Source organism: Luteitalea sp. (assembly GCF_044337415.1).
Classification (GTDB): Bacteria; Acidobacteriota; Vicinamibacteria; order Vicinamibacterales; family Vicinamibacteraceae; genus Luteitalea.
The window spans coordinates 47,072-63,844 of sequence record NZ_JBIINP010000002.1; the positions used below are offsets into that span (position 1 = coordinate 47,072).

The 16,773-nt window shown below is 70.8% G+C and carries 19 protein-coding genes; 13 read left to right on the forward strand and 6 right to left on the reverse strand.

The genetic code is table 11. From position 1 onward, the window contains the following. Window positions 1-268 precede the first annotated feature (268 nt). From ACIRDX_RS00580 to dprA, 4 genes are all read right to left on the reverse strand, one after another. Window positions 269-1,297, reverse strand: coding sequence for a tyrosine recombinase XerC (locus ACIRDX_RS00580; protein WP_396623449.1), 1,029 nt, complete (start codon window positions 1,295-1,297; stop codon window positions 269-271). Further along, the gene (trmFO, locus tag ACIRDX_RS00585; protein WP_396623450.1) at window positions 1,294-2,799 is read right to left on the reverse strand and encodes a methylenetetrahydrofolate--tRNA-(uracil(54)-C(5))-methyltransferase (FADH(2)-oxidizing) TrmFO; all 1,506 of its coding nucleotides are present in this window, start codon (window positions 2,797-2,799) and stop codon (window positions 1,294-1,296) included. The genes ACIRDX_RS00580 and trmFO overlap by 4 nt, the downstream gene beginning before the upstream one ends. A gap of 73 nt (window positions 2,800-2,872) precedes the next feature. Then, window positions 2,873-5,536, reverse strand: a complete 2,664-nt coding sequence (gene topA / locus ACIRDX_RS00590; protein ID WP_396623451.1) for a type I DNA topoisomerase — start codon at window positions 5,534-5,536, stop codon at window positions 2,873-2,875. 18 nt (window positions 5,537-5,554) lie between these two features. Beyond that, window positions 5,555-6,640: a DNA-processing protein DprA gene (dprA, locus tag ACIRDX_RS00595; RefSeq protein ID WP_396623452.1), complete on the reverse strand. Its 1,086-nt coding sequence runs from the start codon at window positions 6,638-6,640 to the stop codon at window positions 5,555-5,557. Window positions 6,641-6,776: 136 nt separating this feature from the next. Between dprA and ACIRDX_RS00600 the strand changes: the two genes are divergently transcribed. The 11 genes from ACIRDX_RS00600 (at window position 6,777) to ACIRDX_RS00650 (ending at window position 13,919) form a co-directional block, all read left to right on the forward strand. Next, window positions 6,777-7,151, forward strand: a complete 375-nt coding sequence (locus ACIRDX_RS00600) for a tetratricopeptide repeat protein (RefSeq protein WP_396623453.1) — start codon at window positions 6,777-6,779, stop codon at window positions 7,149-7,151. A 19-nt stretch (window positions 7,152-7,170) separates the two neighbouring features. Next, window positions 7,171-7,920 carry a hypothetical protein gene (locus ACIRDX_RS00605; protein WP_396623454.1) on the forward strand — a complete coding sequence of 250 codons (750 nt, stop codon included), beginning with the start codon at window positions 7,171-7,173 and terminating at the stop codon, window positions 7,918-7,920. A 279-nt stretch (window positions 7,921-8,199) separates the two neighbouring features. Continuing rightward, window positions 8,200-8,514 (forward strand): 50S ribosomal protein L21, encoded by a 315-nt coding sequence (gene rplU, locus ACIRDX_RS00610; protein ID WP_239490013.1) that lies wholly within the window; start codon window positions 8,200-8,202, stop codon window positions 8,512-8,514. 14 nt (window positions 8,515-8,528) lie between these two features. Continuing rightward, window positions 8,529-8,789, forward strand: a complete 261-nt coding sequence (gene rpmA, locus ACIRDX_RS00615) for a 50S ribosomal protein L27 (protein ID WP_396623455.1) — start codon at window positions 8,529-8,531, stop codon at window positions 8,787-8,789. 39 nt (window positions 8,790-8,828) lie between these two features. Further along, window positions 8,829-10,076, forward strand: a complete 1,248-nt coding sequence (gene obgE, locus ACIRDX_RS00620; RefSeq protein ID WP_396623456.1) for a GTPase ObgE — start codon at window positions 8,829-8,831, stop codon at window positions 10,074-10,076. 11 nt (window positions 10,077-10,087) lie between these two features. Next, window positions 10,088-10,771: a nicotinate-nucleotide adenylyltransferase gene (gene nadD / locus ACIRDX_RS00625; protein WP_396623457.1), complete on the forward strand. Its 684-nt coding sequence runs from the start codon at window positions 10,088-10,090 to the stop codon at window positions 10,769-10,771. Continuing rightward, window positions 10,758-11,150, forward strand: a complete 393-nt coding sequence (gene rsfS, locus ACIRDX_RS00630; protein ID WP_396623458.1) for a ribosome silencing factor — start codon at window positions 10,758-10,760, stop codon at window positions 11,148-11,150. The genes nadD and rsfS overlap by 14 nt, the downstream gene beginning before the upstream one ends. A 253-nt stretch (window positions 11,151-11,403) precedes the next feature. Then, window positions 11,404-11,877 carry a ComF family protein gene (locus ACIRDX_RS00635; protein ID WP_396623459.1) on the forward strand — a complete coding sequence of 158 codons (474 nt, stop codon included), beginning with the start codon at window positions 11,404-11,406 and terminating at the stop codon, window positions 11,875-11,877. Window positions 11,878-11,981: 104 nt separating this feature from the next. After that, window positions 11,982-12,443, forward strand: coding sequence for a hypothetical protein (locus ACIRDX_RS00640; protein ID WP_396623460.1), 462 nt, complete (start codon window positions 11,982-11,984; stop codon window positions 12,441-12,443). A 124-nt stretch (window positions 12,444-12,567) separates the two neighbouring features. Further along, window positions 12,568-13,644 carry a hypothetical protein gene (locus ACIRDX_RS00645; RefSeq protein ID WP_396623461.1) on the forward strand — a complete coding sequence of 359 codons (1,077 nt, stop codon included), beginning with the start codon at window positions 12,568-12,570 and terminating at the stop codon, window positions 13,642-13,644. A gap of 26 nt (window positions 13,645-13,670) precedes the next feature. Continuing rightward, window positions 13,671-13,919: a hypothetical protein gene (locus ACIRDX_RS00650; protein WP_396623462.1), complete on the forward strand. Its 249-nt coding sequence runs from the start codon at window positions 13,671-13,673 to the stop codon at window positions 13,917-13,919. Here ACIRDX_RS00650 and tmk read toward each other — a convergent pair. Together tmk and lysA are read right to left on the reverse strand one after the other, a co-directional pair. Next, window positions 13,882-14,469 carry a dTMP kinase gene (tmk, locus tag ACIRDX_RS00655; protein ID WP_396623463.1) on the reverse strand — a complete coding sequence of 196 codons (588 nt, stop codon included), beginning with the start codon at window positions 14,467-14,469 and terminating at the stop codon, window positions 13,882-13,884. The genes ACIRDX_RS00650 and tmk overlap by 38 nt on opposite strands. After that, complete coding sequence (gene lysA, locus ACIRDX_RS00660; protein ID WP_396623464.1) at window positions 14,466-15,722, reverse strand: diaminopimelate decarboxylase; 1,257 nt, start codon at window positions 15,720-15,722, stop codon at window positions 14,466-14,468. Before lysA ends, tmk begins: the two co-directional genes overlap by 4 nt. Window positions 15,723-15,781: 59 nt before the next feature. On the opposite strand from lysA, the gene ACIRDX_RS00665 reads away from it, so the two are divergent. After that, window positions 15,782-16,408, forward strand: a complete 627-nt coding sequence (locus ACIRDX_RS00665; RefSeq protein WP_396623465.1) for an RNA polymerase sigma factor — start codon at window positions 15,782-15,784, stop codon at window positions 16,406-16,408. A gap of 23 nt (window positions 16,409-16,431) precedes the next feature. Further along, entirely contained in the window at window positions 16,432-16,773 is a 342-nt protein-coding gene (locus ACIRDX_RS00670) for an STAS domain-containing protein (protein ID WP_396623466.1), read from the forward strand.

Genomic DNA, 16,773 nt, shown 5'->3' on the forward strand with positions numbered 1-16,773 from the left:
CTGGGGAGCTCGGTCGCACGCCACGCGCGACGCCAGACTACGAGTGCAACTTCATTGCCATAGGCACGAAATGGGTCGACTCGCTCGAAACACGAGCATTTCGGCACAAGTGACCGTCCGCACGCCAACCAGCGGAAACAAAGTTCCTCGTCGCACTGACTTCTGTGCGTCGCTCCGCTGCCTTCGGACGGGTGGCGGGTAAGGGGCGGCTGAGGACATGAGGCATGACGCATGAGGCATGACAGCATCAAGCGTCAAGCGTTACTCGCTACGCGTTACCCTTCGCCTTCGGGTGTGCCGCGCGGTAGACCGCCAGCAGGTGCTGCACGTCGACCTGGGTGTACCGCTGCGTGGTCGTCAACTCGACGTGCCCGAGCAGTTCCTGGATGGCGCGCAGGTCGGCGCCGCGCTCGAGCAGGTGCGTGGCGAACGAGTGGCGTAACGCGTGAGGGCTGATGCCGTACCGCGTGGTGCACAGCGACACGTACCGCGTGACCAGGCGATGCACGCTGCGGGGCGTGAGGCGGCCGCCGCGGTAGTTCACGAACAGGGGATCGTCAGGGGCGCCGCGCCGCGGGCCACGGATCTCGCCCGCGTCGGCAGCCGCCTGCGCCACGAGCGGGCCGCGATCCCTCAGCCAGGCCCGCACCGCGTCGGCGGCCTTCTGGTGGCAGGGCACGAGCCGCTCCTTGCGGCCCTTGCCCATCACCCGCACCATCCGCGCCGAGAGGTTGACGTCTTCCACGTCGAGTCCCACCAGTTCCGACAGCCGCAGCCCCGAGGCGTAGAACAGCTCGAGGATCGCGCGATCGCGGCGGCCGAGCGGCGTGGTCGTGTCGGGCGACTCGATGAGCGCGGTGACCTCGTCGACCGAGAGCACCTGGGGCACGCGCTGCTCGCGACGCGGGCTCCCGATCAGCGCCGCCGGGTCGTCGTCGCGCACGCCCTCGCGCCGCAGGTAGCGCGCGAAGCTGCGGAGCGTGGAGATGCGGCGGGCCGCGGTCGATCGGCTGTTGCCGCGCGCGTGCAGTTCGCCGAGGAAGCCGTGGATGGCCTCGGGCGTGACATCAGCCGGCGTGAGCGCGTGCCGCGGCCTGCTGGTGAAGGCACCCAGGAAGTACAGGAACTGCACGAGGTCGGCCTCGTAGTTCCGGACCGTGTGCTCGGAGGCGTTGCGGTTGAGCGCCAGGTGATCGCCGAAGGCGCGGATGGCGTCGCGCAGCGGCGACGACGCCTCGACCTCGCGCGCGGCGGGCGCCTGCCGTCGGCGTGGCGCCGCAGCCAGGCCGCGCTTCACGCGCCGACGCCGACGGGCTCGATCTCGCCCAGCCAGCCGTCGAGGGCCGCAAGCGCCCGTTCGGACAGGGCCTTGTTGCGGAGTTCCTTCTTGCCCGGCCCGCCGTGCCGTCGGCCGCGCCCGCCACGGGGAGGCTGGGCCAGCGGCGGCATGATGCCGAACGTGATGTTGGATGGCTGGTAGTACTTCGCCTCGGCGTGCGACACGTAGTAGGCCAGCGCGCCCATGGCGGTCTCGCGCGGCGCCTGCAGGCAGGGCTGCCCGAGCGCGACGCGGGCGGCGTTGATGCCGGCCAGCAGTCCGGAGGCCGCCGATTCGACATACCCCTCGACACCGGACACCTGCCCGGCGAAGAACAGGTCGTCGCGCCCGCGCACCTGCCATGTCGGCTGCAACACCGTCGGGCCGTTGATGTACGTGTTGCGGTGCACCATCCCGAAGCGGACGAACTCTGCCTGCGCGAGCCCGGGAATCATCCGCAGCACACGCGCCTGCTCTCCCCACTTGAGCTGCGTCTGGAACCCGACGAGGCTGAAGTGGTCGCCGGCGAGCGTGTCCTGACGGAGTTGCACCACGGCGAACGGGATGCGCCCGGTGCGCGGGTGGGGCAGGCCCACCGGCTTCATCGGGCCGAACCGGAGCGTGTCGGGACCGCGATGCGCCATCACCTCGATGGGCAGGCAGCCCTCGAAGAACTGCGCCTTGTCGAAGTCGTGCACCGTCGCCGATTCGGCCGTGGTGAGCGCCGCGTAGAACGCGCGGTACTCCTCCTCGGTCATCGGGCAATTCAGGTAGTCCCCCTCGCCATCGTCCACACCGCAGGCGGGGCCGTCGGGGCTGCAGGCTACGGGCGGCGGGCTGCCTGCGAGGAGATCCGGCCGGGCTGGGACAGCCGGCCCTACCTCCCCAGTCGATGACCCCATCCCGGAACCGTCGCCGCGCAGGCTGCGACCCCAGCGGGAGCCGCGGTACACGACCGACATGTCGATGGACTCGGCGAGGACGATAGGGCTGATGGCGTCGTAGAACGACAGGTGGTCGGCGCCGACCAGGCGGACGATGTCCTGCGAGAGGGCGTCGGACGTGAGTGGACCCGTGGCGATGATCACGGGACCGCCCGTCGCGGCCGGATCCGGGATCGCGGGCACCTCCCCACGCACGACCTCGATCAGCGGATGCGCGGTGATGGCCTCGGTGACCGCCTTCGAGAACAGCACGCGATCGACGGCCAGCGCCGCGCCCGCGGGCACGCGGGTCGCCTCGGCGCACCGCATGATCAGCGAGCCCAGCGTCCGCATCTCGTGCTTGAGCAGGCCGACGGCGTTGTCGAGCTTGTCGCCGCGGAAGCTGTTGCTGCACACGAGTTCGGCCAGGCCGTCCGACTGGTGCACCTCGGTCGGGCGCACGGGTCGCATCTCGTGCACCCGCACGCGGATGCCGCGCGACGCGACCTGCCACGCGGCCTCGCTGCCCGCGAGGCCGCCGCCGATGATGGTGACCATCACGTGCGTGTCGTTCCTTGATGCTGCCGTTGACGATTGGGGACGAGGGGCAGCCGACCCCGCCGGTCCCGATCTAGGCCGAGCGCTTCGCGACGCGCTTGCGCGCGCCGGCGGCTGCCGCCGTGCGCTTGGCCGGGGCGCGTCCGCGGCCCTTCTTCGTGGGAGCGCCCTCGCGCGCCTTCAACAACCCCACGGCCTCCTCGAGCGTGAGGCTCTCCACCGCCACGTCCTTGGGCACCGACGCGTTGGTCGTGCCGTCGGTGACGTACGGGCCGTACCGCCCCTCGAGGATCTCCACCTTGGCCTGCGAGGCCGGATGCAGGCCCACCTCGCGCAGCACCGTGCGCGTGGCGGTGCGGCCGCGACCGCTCTTCTTCTCCTGCTTGAACAGCGCGATGGCCTGATCGAGCGTGACCGTGAAGACGTCGCTGTCGGCGCCGATCGAGCGGAACTCGTCGCCTCGCTTCACGTACGGCCCGAAGCGGCCGAAGTTGGCGATGATGTCCTGCCCGGTCTCGGCGTCGTGGCCCACCAGCCGCGGCAACGACAGCAGCTCGAGCGCCCGCGCGAGCGTCATCGTGTCGGGGCGGTCGTTCTTGGTGAGCGACGCGCGACGCGGCTTCTCCTTGCTGCCCTTCTCCGGCACCTCGCCCAGCTGAACGTACGGGCCGAAACGGCCGTTGAGCACGTACACGGGCAGTCCCGACTTCGGATCGGCGCCGAGCGACTGCGGCCCCTGCGTCTTCTCGCGCAGCAGCGTGAGCGCCTGTTCGAGCGTGAAGTCGGCCGGCGCCACATCGTCCGGGATCGACGCATTGGCGTCGCCCATCTGCACGTAGGCGCCGTAGCGGCCGATGCGGACGACGACCTTCTGCGCGCTGGCCGGATCGCTGCCGATGTCGATGACCGGGTAGTCGATGCGGTCCTCGTTGGTCACGAGGTGACGCAGCCCGGGCCAGCCCTCCTGCCCGTTGTAGAACTGCTCGAGGAACGCCGTGCGGTCGAGCTCGCCGTTGGAGACCTGGTCGAGATCCTCCTCGACCCGGCCCGTGAATCCGAGCTCGACGAGCTGCCCGAAGTGCTCCTTCAGCAGGTGCGTGACCGCGAAGGCCGTGTAGCTCGGCACCAGCGCCTTGCCCTGGCGCCACACGTAGCCGCGGCGCTCGATCGTCTGGATGATCGACGCGTAGGTCGACGGGCGACCGATGCCGTCTTCCTCGAGCCGCTTCACGAGCGAGGCGTCGGTGTAGCGCGGCGGCGGCACCGTCTCGTGCGCCTTGGGGTCGAGCCCCATCAGCGTGACGGGCCCCTGGCCAGGCGCCACGACGCGGTCGCCGACGGCGAGCTTGGGCAGGATGGTCTCCTGGTCGCCGAGTTCGCTGGCCGGGTCGTCGCTGCCCTCCACGTACGCCCGCAGGAAGCCGGCGAACTTGATCGCCTTGCCGGTCGCGCTGAACACGTGCGGCGTGCCGTCGGCCCCGGTGGCGGTGATCTCGAGGGTCGTGCGCAGCAGCTGCGCCTCGGCCATCTGCGACGCGACGGTGCGCTTCCAGATCAGGTCGTACAGGCGCGCTTCATCGGGCGGCAGCGAGAGCGACTGCGGCGTCTGCTCGAAGTCGGTCGGGCGGATCGCCTCGTGCGCTTCCTGCGCGTTCTTGACCTTGGTCTGGTACTGGCGCGGGCCGCCGTAGAAGGCGTCGCCGTACATGCCCTTGATGGCGCGGGCCGCCTCGCGCAGCGCCTTGTCGCTGAGCGTGGTCGAGTCGGTACGGTGATAGGAGATGACGCCGTCCTGGAACAGGCGCTGCGCGGCGCTCATCGTGCGGTCGGCGGAGAACCCGAGCTTGCGGTTGGCCTCCTGCTGCAGCGTCGACGTGGTGAACGGCGCCGACGGCCGCTGGGTGGTCGGCTTCTCCTCGACGCTGCTCACCGTCCAGGGGACGCGCTGCGCCAGCGCCTCGCGCATGGCGCGGGCAGCCGCCTCGTCGAGCAGGCGGACGTTCTTGCCGATCAGCGCCCCGGTGTTCGGGTCGAAGTCCTTGCCCGAGGCCACCCGCTCCTGGCCCACGCGCACCAGGCCCGCCGTGAACTGCGTGTCGCCGGCCTTCACCCGGGCGTCGAGGTCCCAGTAGGTGCTCCGGCGGAACGCCCGGCGCTCTTCCTCGCGCTCGACGATGAGGCGGACGGCGACGCTCTGCACGCGGCCGGCACTCAGGCCCGTCTGCACCTTCTTCCAGAGCACCGGCGACAGCATGTAGCCGTACAGGCGGTCGAGGATGCGGCGGCTCTCCTGGGCGTCGACGAGCTTGATATCGATCTCGCGGGCATGCGCGATGGCATCCCGGACGGCTTCCTCGGTGATCTCGTGGAAGACGATGCGCTTGACCGGCACCTTGGGCTTCAGCACCTCGCGCAGGTGCCAGCTGATCGACTCGCCTTCGCGGTCAGGGTCGGTGGCCAGCAGCACTTCCGGGGCATCGGCCACGGCCGCCTTCAGCTCCCGGATCCGCCCCTTCCGGTCCGACGACACGACGTAGTACGGCTTGAAGCCGTGATCCACGTCCACCCCCATGCGTCCCCAGCTCTCCTTCTTGATGGATTCGGGGACCTCGCTGGCGTTTTCCGGGAGGTCGCGCACATGCCCCACGCTCGCCTCGACGCGGAACTGGTTACCCAGGAACCGGGCGAGGGTCTTGGCCTTGGCGGGACTTTCGACGATGACGAGGGGCTTGGACATTGGCGTGCGAACTTTACGTTACCACTTCCGTTCCGGGGGCAAGAATCGTCCGGCGGCATCGCGCACCACCAGGCCCGCCAGCTCGAGATCGAGCAACTCTCCCAATAAATCCGCGGAGTTTCTGCCTGTGTGGGCCATGAGATCGTCGAGTGTCGCGCCCGCCTCGCGCGCGAGGACGGCAGGCAGGGACGCCTCGTCCCGAGGCGCCTCGGACCCGTCCGTGGCGCCCGAAGCGCTGGCGGCCGGCACGCGCAGGACCTGCCAGCCCAGCTGGTCGAGCACGTCCGCGGCCGTCTCCACAAGGCGGGCACCGTCGCGGATCAGGGCGTGCGCACCTGCGTGTGCCCCGGTGCGCACGTCGCCGGGCACGGCCATCACCTCGCGGCCCTGCTCCAGGGCCAGCCGGGCGGTGATGAGCGACCCGCTCCGCATCGCCGCCTGCACGACGACCACCCCGGCGGCCAGGCCGGCCAGCACGCGGTTGCGCAGGGGAAAGTGGTGGGCCAGCGGCGGCGTCCCTGGCGGGAACTCGCTCACCAGCACGCCGCACCGGGCCATCTGGTCGCCGAGGGGGCCGTGGTCCCGCGGATACGGCTGGTCCAGGCCGCACCCCAGCACGGCGGCCGAGCGCCCGGTGGTGAGGGCGCCACGATGGGCGGCCGCATCGATCCCCTGGGCGAAGCCACTGGCGACGATGGCCCCGGCGGCGGCCAGGTCGGCGGCCAATCGCCCCGCCACCTCGCGGCCCGAGGCTGTGGCGTGTCTCGATCCCACGACGGCCACGACCGAACCATGAAGCGTGGACGCATCGCCGCGCGTCCACAGGAGCAGGGGAGGATCGACGAGGCTCCCCAGGGCGGTCGGGTAGTCGGCGTGGGTGGGCCAGAGGCACCCATAGCCGAGGGCACGACACCGGTCGACCATGCGCCCGGCCTCGGCGCGCCAGTGGGCCACGGCGCCCGGTCCGTGCAGGCCGGCCGCCTCCAGGCTGTCGGCCAGGGGCAGGTCGGGCCAGAGGCCGGCGGCGTCCTTGAGCGCGCGGGCGACGCGGGCGGGGTGACTCCCGGCCGCAAGGCCGAGCGCGATCGAATCGAGGGCGGGCACGCCTGCCGCCCTTGCAAGTCGGTCGCCATGACGGCTGAAACACGGGCTGGCGCGTCAATTGAGAGGACGTGCACCGAGGTGGCAGGAACTGCGATCTGGTCCGTCGCAGCGGAGGTGTATAGTGGCAACCACTCCCATGACCAAGACTCGTTCGTGGATGCTCGCGCTGGCCGTCGTGCTGGGCGCGTCGGGCGTGGCGCATGCCGAGGACCGCGCGCGCGAGCAGGCCAAGGCCCAGGTGGAGTTCGGCATCACGGTCGCCCAGAAGGGGCTCTGGCAGGAAGCGGTCTTCCGCTGGGAACGCGCGACCGAGATCGACCCGACGTATGCCGCGGCCTTCAACAACCTCGGCATCGCGTTCGAGCAGCTCGGCAAGTTCGACCGGGCGGGCAAGGCCTACGAGAAGGCGCTGGAGCTCGAGCCCCAGAACCTCTCCATCCAGCAGAACTACGATCTGTTCAAGGAAATCAATGACCGCGCCAAGAGGAACTCGGGCACTTCGGGCAGCTAGCCTCGCGCTCGCGGGCGCGGTGCTGGCCACGGGCGTCGGCTGCACGTCTGTCTACGAGGTGCCGATCGACACCCCGATTCAGGCCAAGCTCGACGTGACGCCGTTCTCGCGCATCCACGTCGTGGGCTTCGTCTCGGGCGGCGCCGAGGACGTGGACGCCAACATGGAGACGGTGCGCCTGCTGCGCAGCCAGCTGCGGACCAAGAGCAAGCTGCGCGTGATCGAAGCCGATCCGCTGCCGCTCCAGCAGGTGGCGCGCGACCAGGCCAAGGGCCCGTCCACCCCGGGCGTCCCGCCCCCGGCCGATGCGCCGACCGCGATGGCCTTCCCCGAGAAGATCCTCGACGAGAAGGACCTGGAACCGTACGAGCCGCTGTTTGCCAACGCCGCCTACTGGAAGAAGATCGGCGAGGAATTCCAGCAGCCCCTCATCGTCACCGGCACCGTCATCTTCCGTCCCCACCAGGCCTCCGGCATCGTCACGCAGGAGCGCGAGGTGTACGACCAGTTCGGGCGGCGGACGGTGATGCCGACGCGCGTGTACATGGAGCGCAAGGGCTACATCCTGCGGCCGAAGCTGGTGTTCATCGATGGCCGGAGTGGGGCGGTCCTGTACCAGGAGAGCTACCGCGAGGAACGGCTCTACCCGAGCCAGCAGAACGTGCCCGCCCTGTCCTCGTTCTTCGAGCAGATGGACGCGGTGTTGCCGTCGTTCCTGAATACGCTGAGCACGACGCGCGTCCGCGGCTCGCGGATCATGCTCAGGTAGCCCGGGTATCGGGTATCGGGTATCGGGTAGGGTAGGCACTTAGAGGCGGCCGACCCGGGGTGAGTCCGTTCCGGGTTGGAAACGCATTCGGGGTTGGAAAGCCCCTATTCGAGGTTGGAAGGTTAGGTGCCGACCGTCCAGGTCGGCACGCCGCGTTCGTCATTCCCGGCATCGCGGCATTCCCGGCATTTCTTTTCCAGAACGGCCTGTGCTATGCTCGTCGTCTTTGCCGGGTCCGGACCTCGGACACCGTAGCAGTAGCACGCAGGAGCAACGACCGTGTTTGCCATCATTCAAAGCGGCGGCCGCCAGGTGAAGGTCACCCCCGGCGAGATCGTCACCGTCGACCGCGTCGACGTCGAGGCCGGCCAGGAAGTCACCGTCGAGCAGGTGCTGCTCGTCGGGAAGGACGGCGGCGACGTGCTCGTCGGCGCCCCGTTCGTCGCGGGTGCCCGCGTCGTGGGTACGGTGGCCGGCGAGTCGCGCGGCCCGAAGATTCGCGTGTTCAAGAAGAAGCGTCGCAAGGGGATGCGCCGGACCAAGGGGCATCGTGCGACCTACACGCGCATCCAGGTCAAGGACATCCTCGTCTAGCAGGGGCGTACGTCATGGCTACAAAAAAAGGGCAAGGCAGTTCGCGCAATGGGCGCGACAGCAACGCGCAGCGGCTGGGCGTGAAGCAGCACGACGGCAATCTCGTGAGCGGCGGGTCGATTCTCGTGCGCCAGCGCGGGCGTCGTTTCAATGCGGGCAGCAACGTCGGCCTCGGCAAGGACGACACGCTGTTTGCCAAGGTGACGGGCGTGGTCAAGTTCGAGGACCACGGCGCCCGCGGGCGCTTCATCAGCGTCCACCCGGTCGCCGAGTAACCCTGCTCGGGACAGGCCCCGGCCGTCCCGCATCCCCGCATGTTCGTTGACGAAGTCGATATCGACGTCAGCGCCGGGGACGGCGGACGGGGCGCCATCAGCTTCCGCCGGGAGAAGTTCATTCCCCGCGGCGGCCCCGATGGCGGCGATGGCGGTGCTGGCGGTTCGGTCTACCTGATCGCCAGCCCCCACCACAACACCCTCGTCAGCTACCGGTTCCATCCCGATTTCGCCGCCCCGCGCGGCGGGAACGGCGAAGGCTCGCTCCGCACCGGCAAGTCCGGCAAGGACCTCGAGCTGCCCGTGCCGCCCGGCACGGTCGCATACCGGATCGACGAATTCGGCCACGCCCACCAGTTCGCGGACCTCACGATGGTCGACGACCGCGTGCAGGCGGCCAAGGGCGGACGCGGCGGGCGCGGTAATGCCCGTTTCACCTCGTCCACCAACCGCACGCCGCGCCGCGCCGACTCCGGCCAACCCGGCGAGGTCTTCAAGATCAGGTTGCGGCTCAAGCTGCTGGCCGACGTCGGGATCGTCGGCTACCCCAACGTCGGCAAGTCCACGCTCATCGCGCGCGTGTCGGCCGCCAAGCCCAAGATCGCCGACTACCCCTTCACCACGCTCGTGCCCAACCTCGGCGTGGTGGCCCTGAGCGGCGACCGCAGCTTCGTGATGGCGGACGTGCCCGGCCTGATCGAGGGCGCGCACGAGGGCAAGGGGCTCGGCCACCGGTTCCTGGGGCACGTCGAGCGCACGAAGGTGCTGCTGCACGTGGTCGACGTGAGCGAGGCCTCCGGGCGCGACCCGGTCGACGACCTCGAGGTGATCAGGCGCGAACTCGAGCGGTACGTGCCCAATGCCGACACGCTCGACCCCGACGCGCTGCCGCTCGCCGCGCGGCCGCAGGTGGTCGCGGCCAACCGCATCGACATCCTCGAGGATCCCGCACGACTCGACGCGCTCCGGGCACACGCGGAGGGCCTCGGCCTGACGTTCCACGCGATCTCTGCCGTCACCGGCGAGGGCGTGCCGGCGTTGCTCGAGACCCTCTGGCCGTACGTGCAGCACGTCGGCGCCGAGCGCGCCGCCGAACGCGCCAGGCGGGCGGAGATCGACGCGGCTCGCGCCGAAGGCTTCCCGGAGCCGACGCCCGCCGAGCCTGCGGCCACCGACGACACGGTCATCGACGGGGACGCTCCGCCGCCGACACCGGCGCCGTCGTCATCGCTCGCGGCGCTGCGCCGTTCGCGGAGCAGCCCGGCCGCGCCCGACGACGACGCATGAGGGAGGCCCCCTTGCGCCTCGGGGTCCTCGGTGGCACCCTCGACCCAGTGCATCTCGGTCACCTGGCCGCGGCCCATGCCGCCGCCCGGGCTCTCGCGCTGGACGCCGTGTGGCTGATGCCCTCGCACGTGCCGGCACACAAGGCCGCGCCCACGGCGTCGCCCTGGCACCGCTTCGCCATGGCCGCCCTCGCCGCCGCCGACGACCCGCTGCTGGCGGCGAGCGACCTCGAACTGGCGCGCCCGGGCCCGACGTTCACCTGGGACACGCTCCAGGCCCTGGCGGCCCGCGGCCACGCCCCATCGCAGATTTTCTTCATCACCGGCGTCGACGCGTTTGCAGGAATCGAAACCTGGCGACGCTTTCCCGACGTGCTCGAGGCCGGGAACTTCGTGGTCGTGTCGCGCCCGGGGCACGCGCTGCCCGAGGCGGTGCGGCAGCACCCGGCGGTCGCGCCGCGCCTCAGGGCGGCGCCCGCCCACGGCGGGGCCGACCTGGCGATTTCCGAAGGATTCTGCGCCATCTGGCTGGTCGAGGCCGACACTCCCGACGTGTCGTCGACCGATATCCGTCAACGAGTCCTTACTGGACAGGAGGTCGGCGCCGTCGTGCCGGCCTCCGTGGCCGCGCACATCCGCCGGCACGGCCTGTACACCCCCACACCGGCGGCGAGACGCTTGCATGGCGAGAACTGACGCGCAGCGGGCCGAGCACGACTCGGGCCCGATCCCGGACGACGTCCGCGCCGCGGTGGACGCGGCGCTCGATCGCAAGGCCACCAGGGTCACCCTGATGGACCTGCGGGGCGTCGGCGCCTTCGCCGACTTCTTCCTGATCTGCACCGGCACGAACATCCGCCAGGTGCAGGCGATCGCCGATGCGATCGAGGAGAAGCTGAAGGCCGAGGGACATCGACCCGCGCACGTCGAGGGCTACGACCGTGCCGAGTGGATCCTCCTCGACTACTTCGACCTCATCGTCCACGTCTTCACGCCGGACACGCGCGAGTTCTACGCGCTCGACCGGCTCTGGGGCACCGCCCCCCGCACCGAACTGGCCGTCGACGCACGCTGACCCGGCGACGCCGGGCCTGCTCGATGCCGCGCTGGCGCTGCTGATCGCGCCGGCGTGCGTCGCGTGCAGCAGGCCACTCGCGTGTCCCACCGCGGGACCGGTGTGTGATGCGTGCTGGCAGGCCGTACCGTGGTACGCCCCGCCGCTGTGCCGCGGGTGCGGGTTGCCCCGGCCCGATTACGCGCGCTGCCGGTGCGCCGACCTCCCCCCGCACGTCTCCTCCGTGGCCTGTGCCGCACGGTACGACGGCCCGATGCGCGCCATCGTGCAGGCCTTCAAGTACGGTGGTCACCAGACGCTCGGCCCTCGCCTGGCGGCGCACCTGGCCACACATCCGCACCTCCACCTCGACAGCGTCGACATCGTCGTGCCCGTGCCGCTGCACCCGTGGCGACGCCTGACGCGCGGCTTCAACCAGGCCGAACGCGTGGCACGCGCCCTCGGGGCGCCCGTGGCGCACCCGCTCGCGCGCCTGCGCTGGCGGCCGGCGCAGGCCGGGCTGCCCGCCGAGGCGCGGCGGGGCAACGTGCACGGCACCGTGGGTCTCTGGCCATCGTTCACGGCGCGCGGAGCCGCGGCCGTCCGCGCCTCGGTCGCCGGCGCGCGCGTCCTGCTCGTGGACGACGTCATCACGACGGGCGGCACGCTCTCGGCGTGCGCGCAGGTGCTCAGAGAGGCCGGGGCGCGCGAGGTGCGCGCCGCCGTGATTGCTCGCGCCGAACGGTAGCGCTGCTCCGGGAATGACGCGGCTGCGGAACGCGCCCATGACGGACAACCCTCGCCGGCCCGCCGCGTCCGACGTCTACACTTGGCCGCAGGAGACTCTCACCGATGCGTCCACTCCGCTCGCTCGCGCTCACCCTCGCGTTCCTGTCCGCAGCCGCGCCGCTCGCCGTCGCGCAGGCCCAGACCGCCGGCGCCACCACGGCCGGCCCGTTCGTGGTCGAGTACTACTACAAGACCCGCTGGGGCGCCTTCGACGAGTTCAAGGTGCTGTTCAAGAAGAACCACTACCCGGTGCTCATGAAGGAGCAGGCGATCGGGCGCATCCTGAAGGTGACCATCGACTATCCCGTCTACCACGGCACCGAGGACGGCCGCTGGGACATGCGGGTGACGATCACCTTCAAGGACGCCGCCACGGCGTTCGCGCCATTCGACAACAGCGCGATCCTCAAGGAGTTGTACCCGGACCGGGCGCGCTTCAACGCGGAGGAGCAGCGCCGCTTCGAGTTGCTGGAGGCGCACTGGGACCTGCCGGTGAAGGCCGAGAACCTGTCCTCCTGGAAGTAGCCGCGCGCATGGTCGCGAAGGCCGCTGCGCGAGCGGCCTCGACCATCCTGCGTGTGCGAACTGACGAGCGCTGACGTTCTTCGACAGTGACCGGTCATCACGGCCGGACCGCTCTGGAGGTCACATGCGGCTGGACTCGGCTCGGAGCCTGAAGGCGGAGTTGCTCGGCGATGTCGTCGAACCGTTCGCGCGCGAGGCCAACAGGATGCGCAGCGCCGGCGCGCGGGCGGTCTCGACGGTGGAGGGGCTCGTCGGCCCAGACGCCACCTTCGGCGTGCGGGCGCGCCCGCTCGGCGCCGTGTCGGCGACACAGCGGTCGATTGCCCTGGGCGTCTCCAGGCACGACCGCCAGTTCCGCCTGGCCGTCCGGATCCAGCGGCCCTCCCTGAAGCACAGCGCCCTCGTCGAACGGATCGTCGCCCGTGCGCGCGGCGAGGCCGACGTCCGGATCGTGGGCCGCATCGACAAGCGCGACGCGACAGCCAGGGCCGCGACACCGTGGTACCAGTCGCGCCTGCGGCCGTTGCTGATCGGCGGCTCGATCGGCCACGTGGACGTCACCGCCGGGACCATCGGCGCGTTCGTGCGGGCCCGTGGCGCGGTCCACATCCTGTCGAACAACCACGTGCTCGCCAACGAGGACCTCGGCACGACCGGCGACACCATCGTCCAACCCGGCATGCTCGACGGTGGCCGTGTCACCAGGGACGGCGTCGCCACACTCGGGCGATGGGTGAAGTTCAGGACGCGAGGCGCCAATGCCGTCGACGCGGCCCTGGCGCGGGTGGGCGCGGGCGTCGAGTTCGAGCCCCTCCTCCTGCGCGGCCTGGTCCGTGGCCGGAATCGCATGCTGGCCGGGCTGGGGCCCGAGTTCATCGACGAGGGCGAGGTCGTCTACAAGGTCGGGCGCACCACGGGCGCCACGCGCGGCCGCGTCACGGCCTTCGATCTCGACAACATCGTCGTGGGCTACGAGATCGGCAACGTGCGCTTCGACGGACAGATCGAGGTCGAGGGCACCGGGCGTGGGCCGTTCAGCGACGGCGGCGACAGCGGCTCGCTCATCGTCGACCAGGACATGAAGGCCGTGGCGCTGCTCTTTGCCGGCAGCGACGATGGCGGGCGCAACGGCCAGGGGCTGACCTACGCCAATCCCATCCACCCCGTTCTGGCAGCGCTGGGCGCGTCGCTCTTGTCGTAGCGCGGCGCCGGCGTCAAGATGGGGCCATGGCGCACATCTCGCTCGAGCAGGCCCGGGTGGCCAAGCGCGCCACGCAGCAGCGCCTGGAAGCGGCCGGTCAGGATGCGGCGGTCGGCATCACGCGCGTCGATGGCGAGTACGCCGTCAAGGTGAACGTCGCCGCGGCGCCGCGCGCCGCGGGACGGTTGCCGGCCTCGATCGAGGGCGTCCCCGTGAAGGTCGAGGTGGTCGGCCCGATCACGCCCCGCGCACGATCCGGCGCACGGCGTCCGTGACATCGTCGCGGTCGCGCGCCGCATCCACCACGTGCCAGCCGGGCGTCGCCCCGGCCTGGCGCAGGTAGCTGGCCCGCACGCGGGCGAGGAGGCCGAGGTCCTGCTCGAACGCGTCGCGGTGCTGCTGCTTGCGGTTCGCCGCAACCTCGGGCGCGATGTCGAGCAGCACCGTCATGTCGGCCGGCGGGAGCACGCGCTGGATCAGGCCCAGCCACTCCGGGTCGAGACCCTGCGCCTCGCCGTAGGCCACCGACGACGCCACCCAGCGATCGCAGACCACCCACTGGCCGGCCGCCAGGGCCGCCTCGATCGCGGGGCGATGCTCGCAGCGGTTGGCGACGTACAGCAACTGCAGGCAATCGGGAGGAAAGGTGCGCTCCCCCCGCAGGCGGGCGCCGATCTCGGCGCCGATCGGCGTGGCGTAATCAGGGAAGTCGAAGCTGACGACCGTGAGGCCGTCGGCCTCGAGAGCCTGACGCAGGCGCAGGGCCTGTGTCTGCTTGCCGGACTGGTCGAGTCCTTCGAATGCGATGAGCTGCCCGCGGGTCATGCCTGCTCGAGCGCCAGCATGTCGTCGAACGTCTGGCGGCGGCGCAGCGTGCGCCATGTGCCGTCGGCTTCCACCAGCACCTCGGGCGGCAGCGGACGACGATTGTAGGTGTTGGACATCACGGCGCCGTAGGCACCGGCGTCCATGATGGCCATGAGGTCGCCGACCTGCGGATCGGGCAGCTCGCGCACGCGACCGAAGCTGTCGCTGCTCTCGCAGACGGGTCCGACGACGTCGCACGGCACGAGGGGCCTGTCGCTCGGCTCGACGGGCACGATGCGGTGGTAGGCGCCGTACAGCGCCGGCCGCATCAGCTCGGTCATGCCCGCGTCGAGCACCACGAAGCGCCCGCCGCCGGCGTGCGGCTTCACGTCGATCACCCGCGCCAGCAACACGCCCGCGGGCCCGACCACCGTCCGGCCCGGCTCGACGATGAGCGTGAGGCCGGTGGGTCTGGCCACCTCCACGAGGGCCTGCGCGAAGGCGTCGAAGGTGGGCACCTCGCCGCCGTCGTACACGATGCCGAGCCCGCCGCCGAGGTCGAGATGCGACAGCGGAAAGCCCTCGGCCCGCAGGGCGACGGCCAGGTCGGCCACCTTGCGCGCCGCGGCGCACAACGGCCCGAGCGACGTGATCTGGGAGCCGACGTGCACGTGCAGGCCGATGATCTCGAGCCCGGCGGCGTCGCGGCGCGCCCGCAGGATGCCGGCCGCATCGTCGATCGGCACGCCGAACTTGCTCGACTTGAGGCCAGTGGTGATGTGGGCGTGCGTCTGCGCGTCGACGTCGGGGTTCACGCGCAGGGCGACGCGCGCGCGGCGGCCCTGGCTGCGGGCGATCGCGTCGAGGCGGTCGAGCTCGCCTGCCGACTCCGCGTTGATGGCCTTGAGGTCGAGGGCGACGGCGTCGGCCAGTTCGGCGGGCGACTTGCCGACCCCCGTGAACACCACCTGATCCGGCCGGAATCCGGCTCGCAGCGCCAGGCGGATCTCGCCGATGGAGTTGGCGTCGGCGTCCACGCCGCTCTTCCGCACCAGCGTCGCGATGCCGAGCGACGAGTTGGCCTTGAGCGCGTAGTGGAGGGCCCAGGGATGGCCGCAGGCCGCGAAGGCGTCGCGCAACGCCGCCAGGCGGGCCGAGACGACCGGGCCGCTGTACACGTAGCAGGGCGTGCCCTCGGCCGCCGCGATGGCCGGGAGCGGGGTGGTGTCGAGGGCGAAGACGGGTGCGTGCGTGGTGTCGGATGCCGCCACGGCGAGGATCATACGCCGGAGGTGGACTCCCCTGATATCATGCGACCCGTCCCGGCCCGATGACTTCCGACACCACCCAACCCCCGTCCGGCATCGATGCGCTCATCGAGCAGTGCCTCGCGGGGGATCAGGATGCCTGGGCCCAGATCGTGCGCCAGCACTGGCGCAAGGTGTTCAACGTCGCGTACAAGTTCACCGGCAAGCACGACGAGGCCGAGGACCTGACGCAGGACATCTTCGTCAAGATCTTCAAGTCGCTGCACACGTTCGACCGCCGGGCGAACTTCCAGACGTGGCTGATCAGCATCAGCCGCAACCTGTGCATCGACCACTACCGCAGCATCCGCAAGGAACGCGAGACGATCTCGCGCGACGTGGACTCGCGCGAGATGGGCACGGCGACCAAGGCCGAGCCCGGGCCGCTGGCCGGCATCGAGCGGGAGGACCAGCGGGCGCTCCTGCGGCTCGCCCTCACCCACCTGGCGCCGACGCTGCGCTCGGCCGTGCTGCTGCGCGACATCAAGGAACTGTCGTACCAGGAGATCGCGGTCATGCTCGACCTGCCGGAAGGCACGGTCAAGTCCCGCATCAACCGGGGACGCACGGAACTTGCCCGGCAGATCCGCCGTCTGCAGGAATCGGGCCTCTCCACGCCGCGGCGCGCCATCGCCGGTCGCCGCGAGTAGCGCTGGAACGGAGCCAATCGACGATGAACCTCACGACCGAGCACCACGGCGACGTGGCCGTCGTCCGGGTCCAGGAGGCCCGGATGCTGTACCCGATCCTCCCGGACTTCGCCAGTACCGTCAGTGGGCTGGTGCAGCAGGGCCAGCGCAAGGTGCTGATCGACCTGACGCCCGTCACCTACCTCGACAGCGCGAGCATCGGCTGCCTCGTCGACCTGTATCGCCAGGTGACCGGCGCGGGGGGCACGCTGAAGCTGTCGGGCCTGCAGAAGCGCGTCGAGACGATGCTGACGATGACCAACACCCAGAAGATCATCGAGGTGCACCCCGACGCCGCGAGCGCGCTGGCGAGCTTCGGAGGCTAG

Coding starts and splice junctions, on each gene's coding strand:
- trmFO (WP_396623450.1), bottom strand. CDS start 2,799: ATGGTCACCATCATCGGCGGCGGCCTCGCGGGCAGCGAGGCCGCGTGG.
- topA (WP_396623451.1), bottom strand. CDS start 5,536: ATGTCCAAGCCCCTCGTCATCGTCGAAAGTCCCGCCAAGGCCAAGACC.
- ACIRDX_RS00600 (WP_396623453.1), top strand. CDS start 6,777: ATGACCAAGACTCGTTCGTGGATGCTCGCGCTGGCCGTCGTGCTGGGC.
- rpmA (WP_396623455.1), top strand. CDS start 8,529: ATGGCTACAAAAAAAGGGCAAGGCAGTTCGCGCAATGGGCGCGACAGC.
- obgE (WP_396623456.1), top strand. CDS start 8,829: ATGTTCGTTGACGAAGTCGATATCGACGTCAGCGCCGGGGACGGCGGA.
- rsfS (WP_396623458.1), top strand. CDS start 10,758: ATGGCGAGAACTGACGCGCAGCGGGCCGAGCACGACTCGGGCCCGATC.
- ACIRDX_RS00635 (WP_396623459.1), top strand. CDS start 11,404: ATGCGCGCCATCGTGCAGGCCTTCAAGTACGGTGGTCACCAGACGCTC.
- ACIRDX_RS00640 (WP_396623460.1), top strand. CDS start 11,982: ATGCGTCCACTCCGCTCGCTCGCGCTCACCCTCGCGTTCCTGTCCGCA.
- ACIRDX_RS00645 (WP_396623461.1), top strand. CDS start 12,568: ATGCGGCTGGACTCGGCTCGGAGCCTGAAGGCGGAGTTGCTCGGCGAT.
- ACIRDX_RS00650 (WP_396623462.1), top strand. CDS start 13,671: ATGGCGCACATCTCGCTCGAGCAGGCCCGGGTGGCCAAGCGCGCCACG.
- tmk (WP_396623463.1), bottom strand. CDS start 14,469: ATGACCCGCGGGCAGCTCATCGCATTCGAAGGACTCGACCAGTCCGGC.
- ACIRDX_RS00665 (WP_396623465.1), top strand. CDS start 15,782: ATGACTTCCGACACCACCCAACCCCCGTCCGGCATCGATGCGCTCATC.
- ACIRDX_RS00670 (WP_396623466.1), top strand. CDS start 16,432: ATGAACCTCACGACCGAGCACCACGGCGACGTGGCCGTCGTCCGGGTC.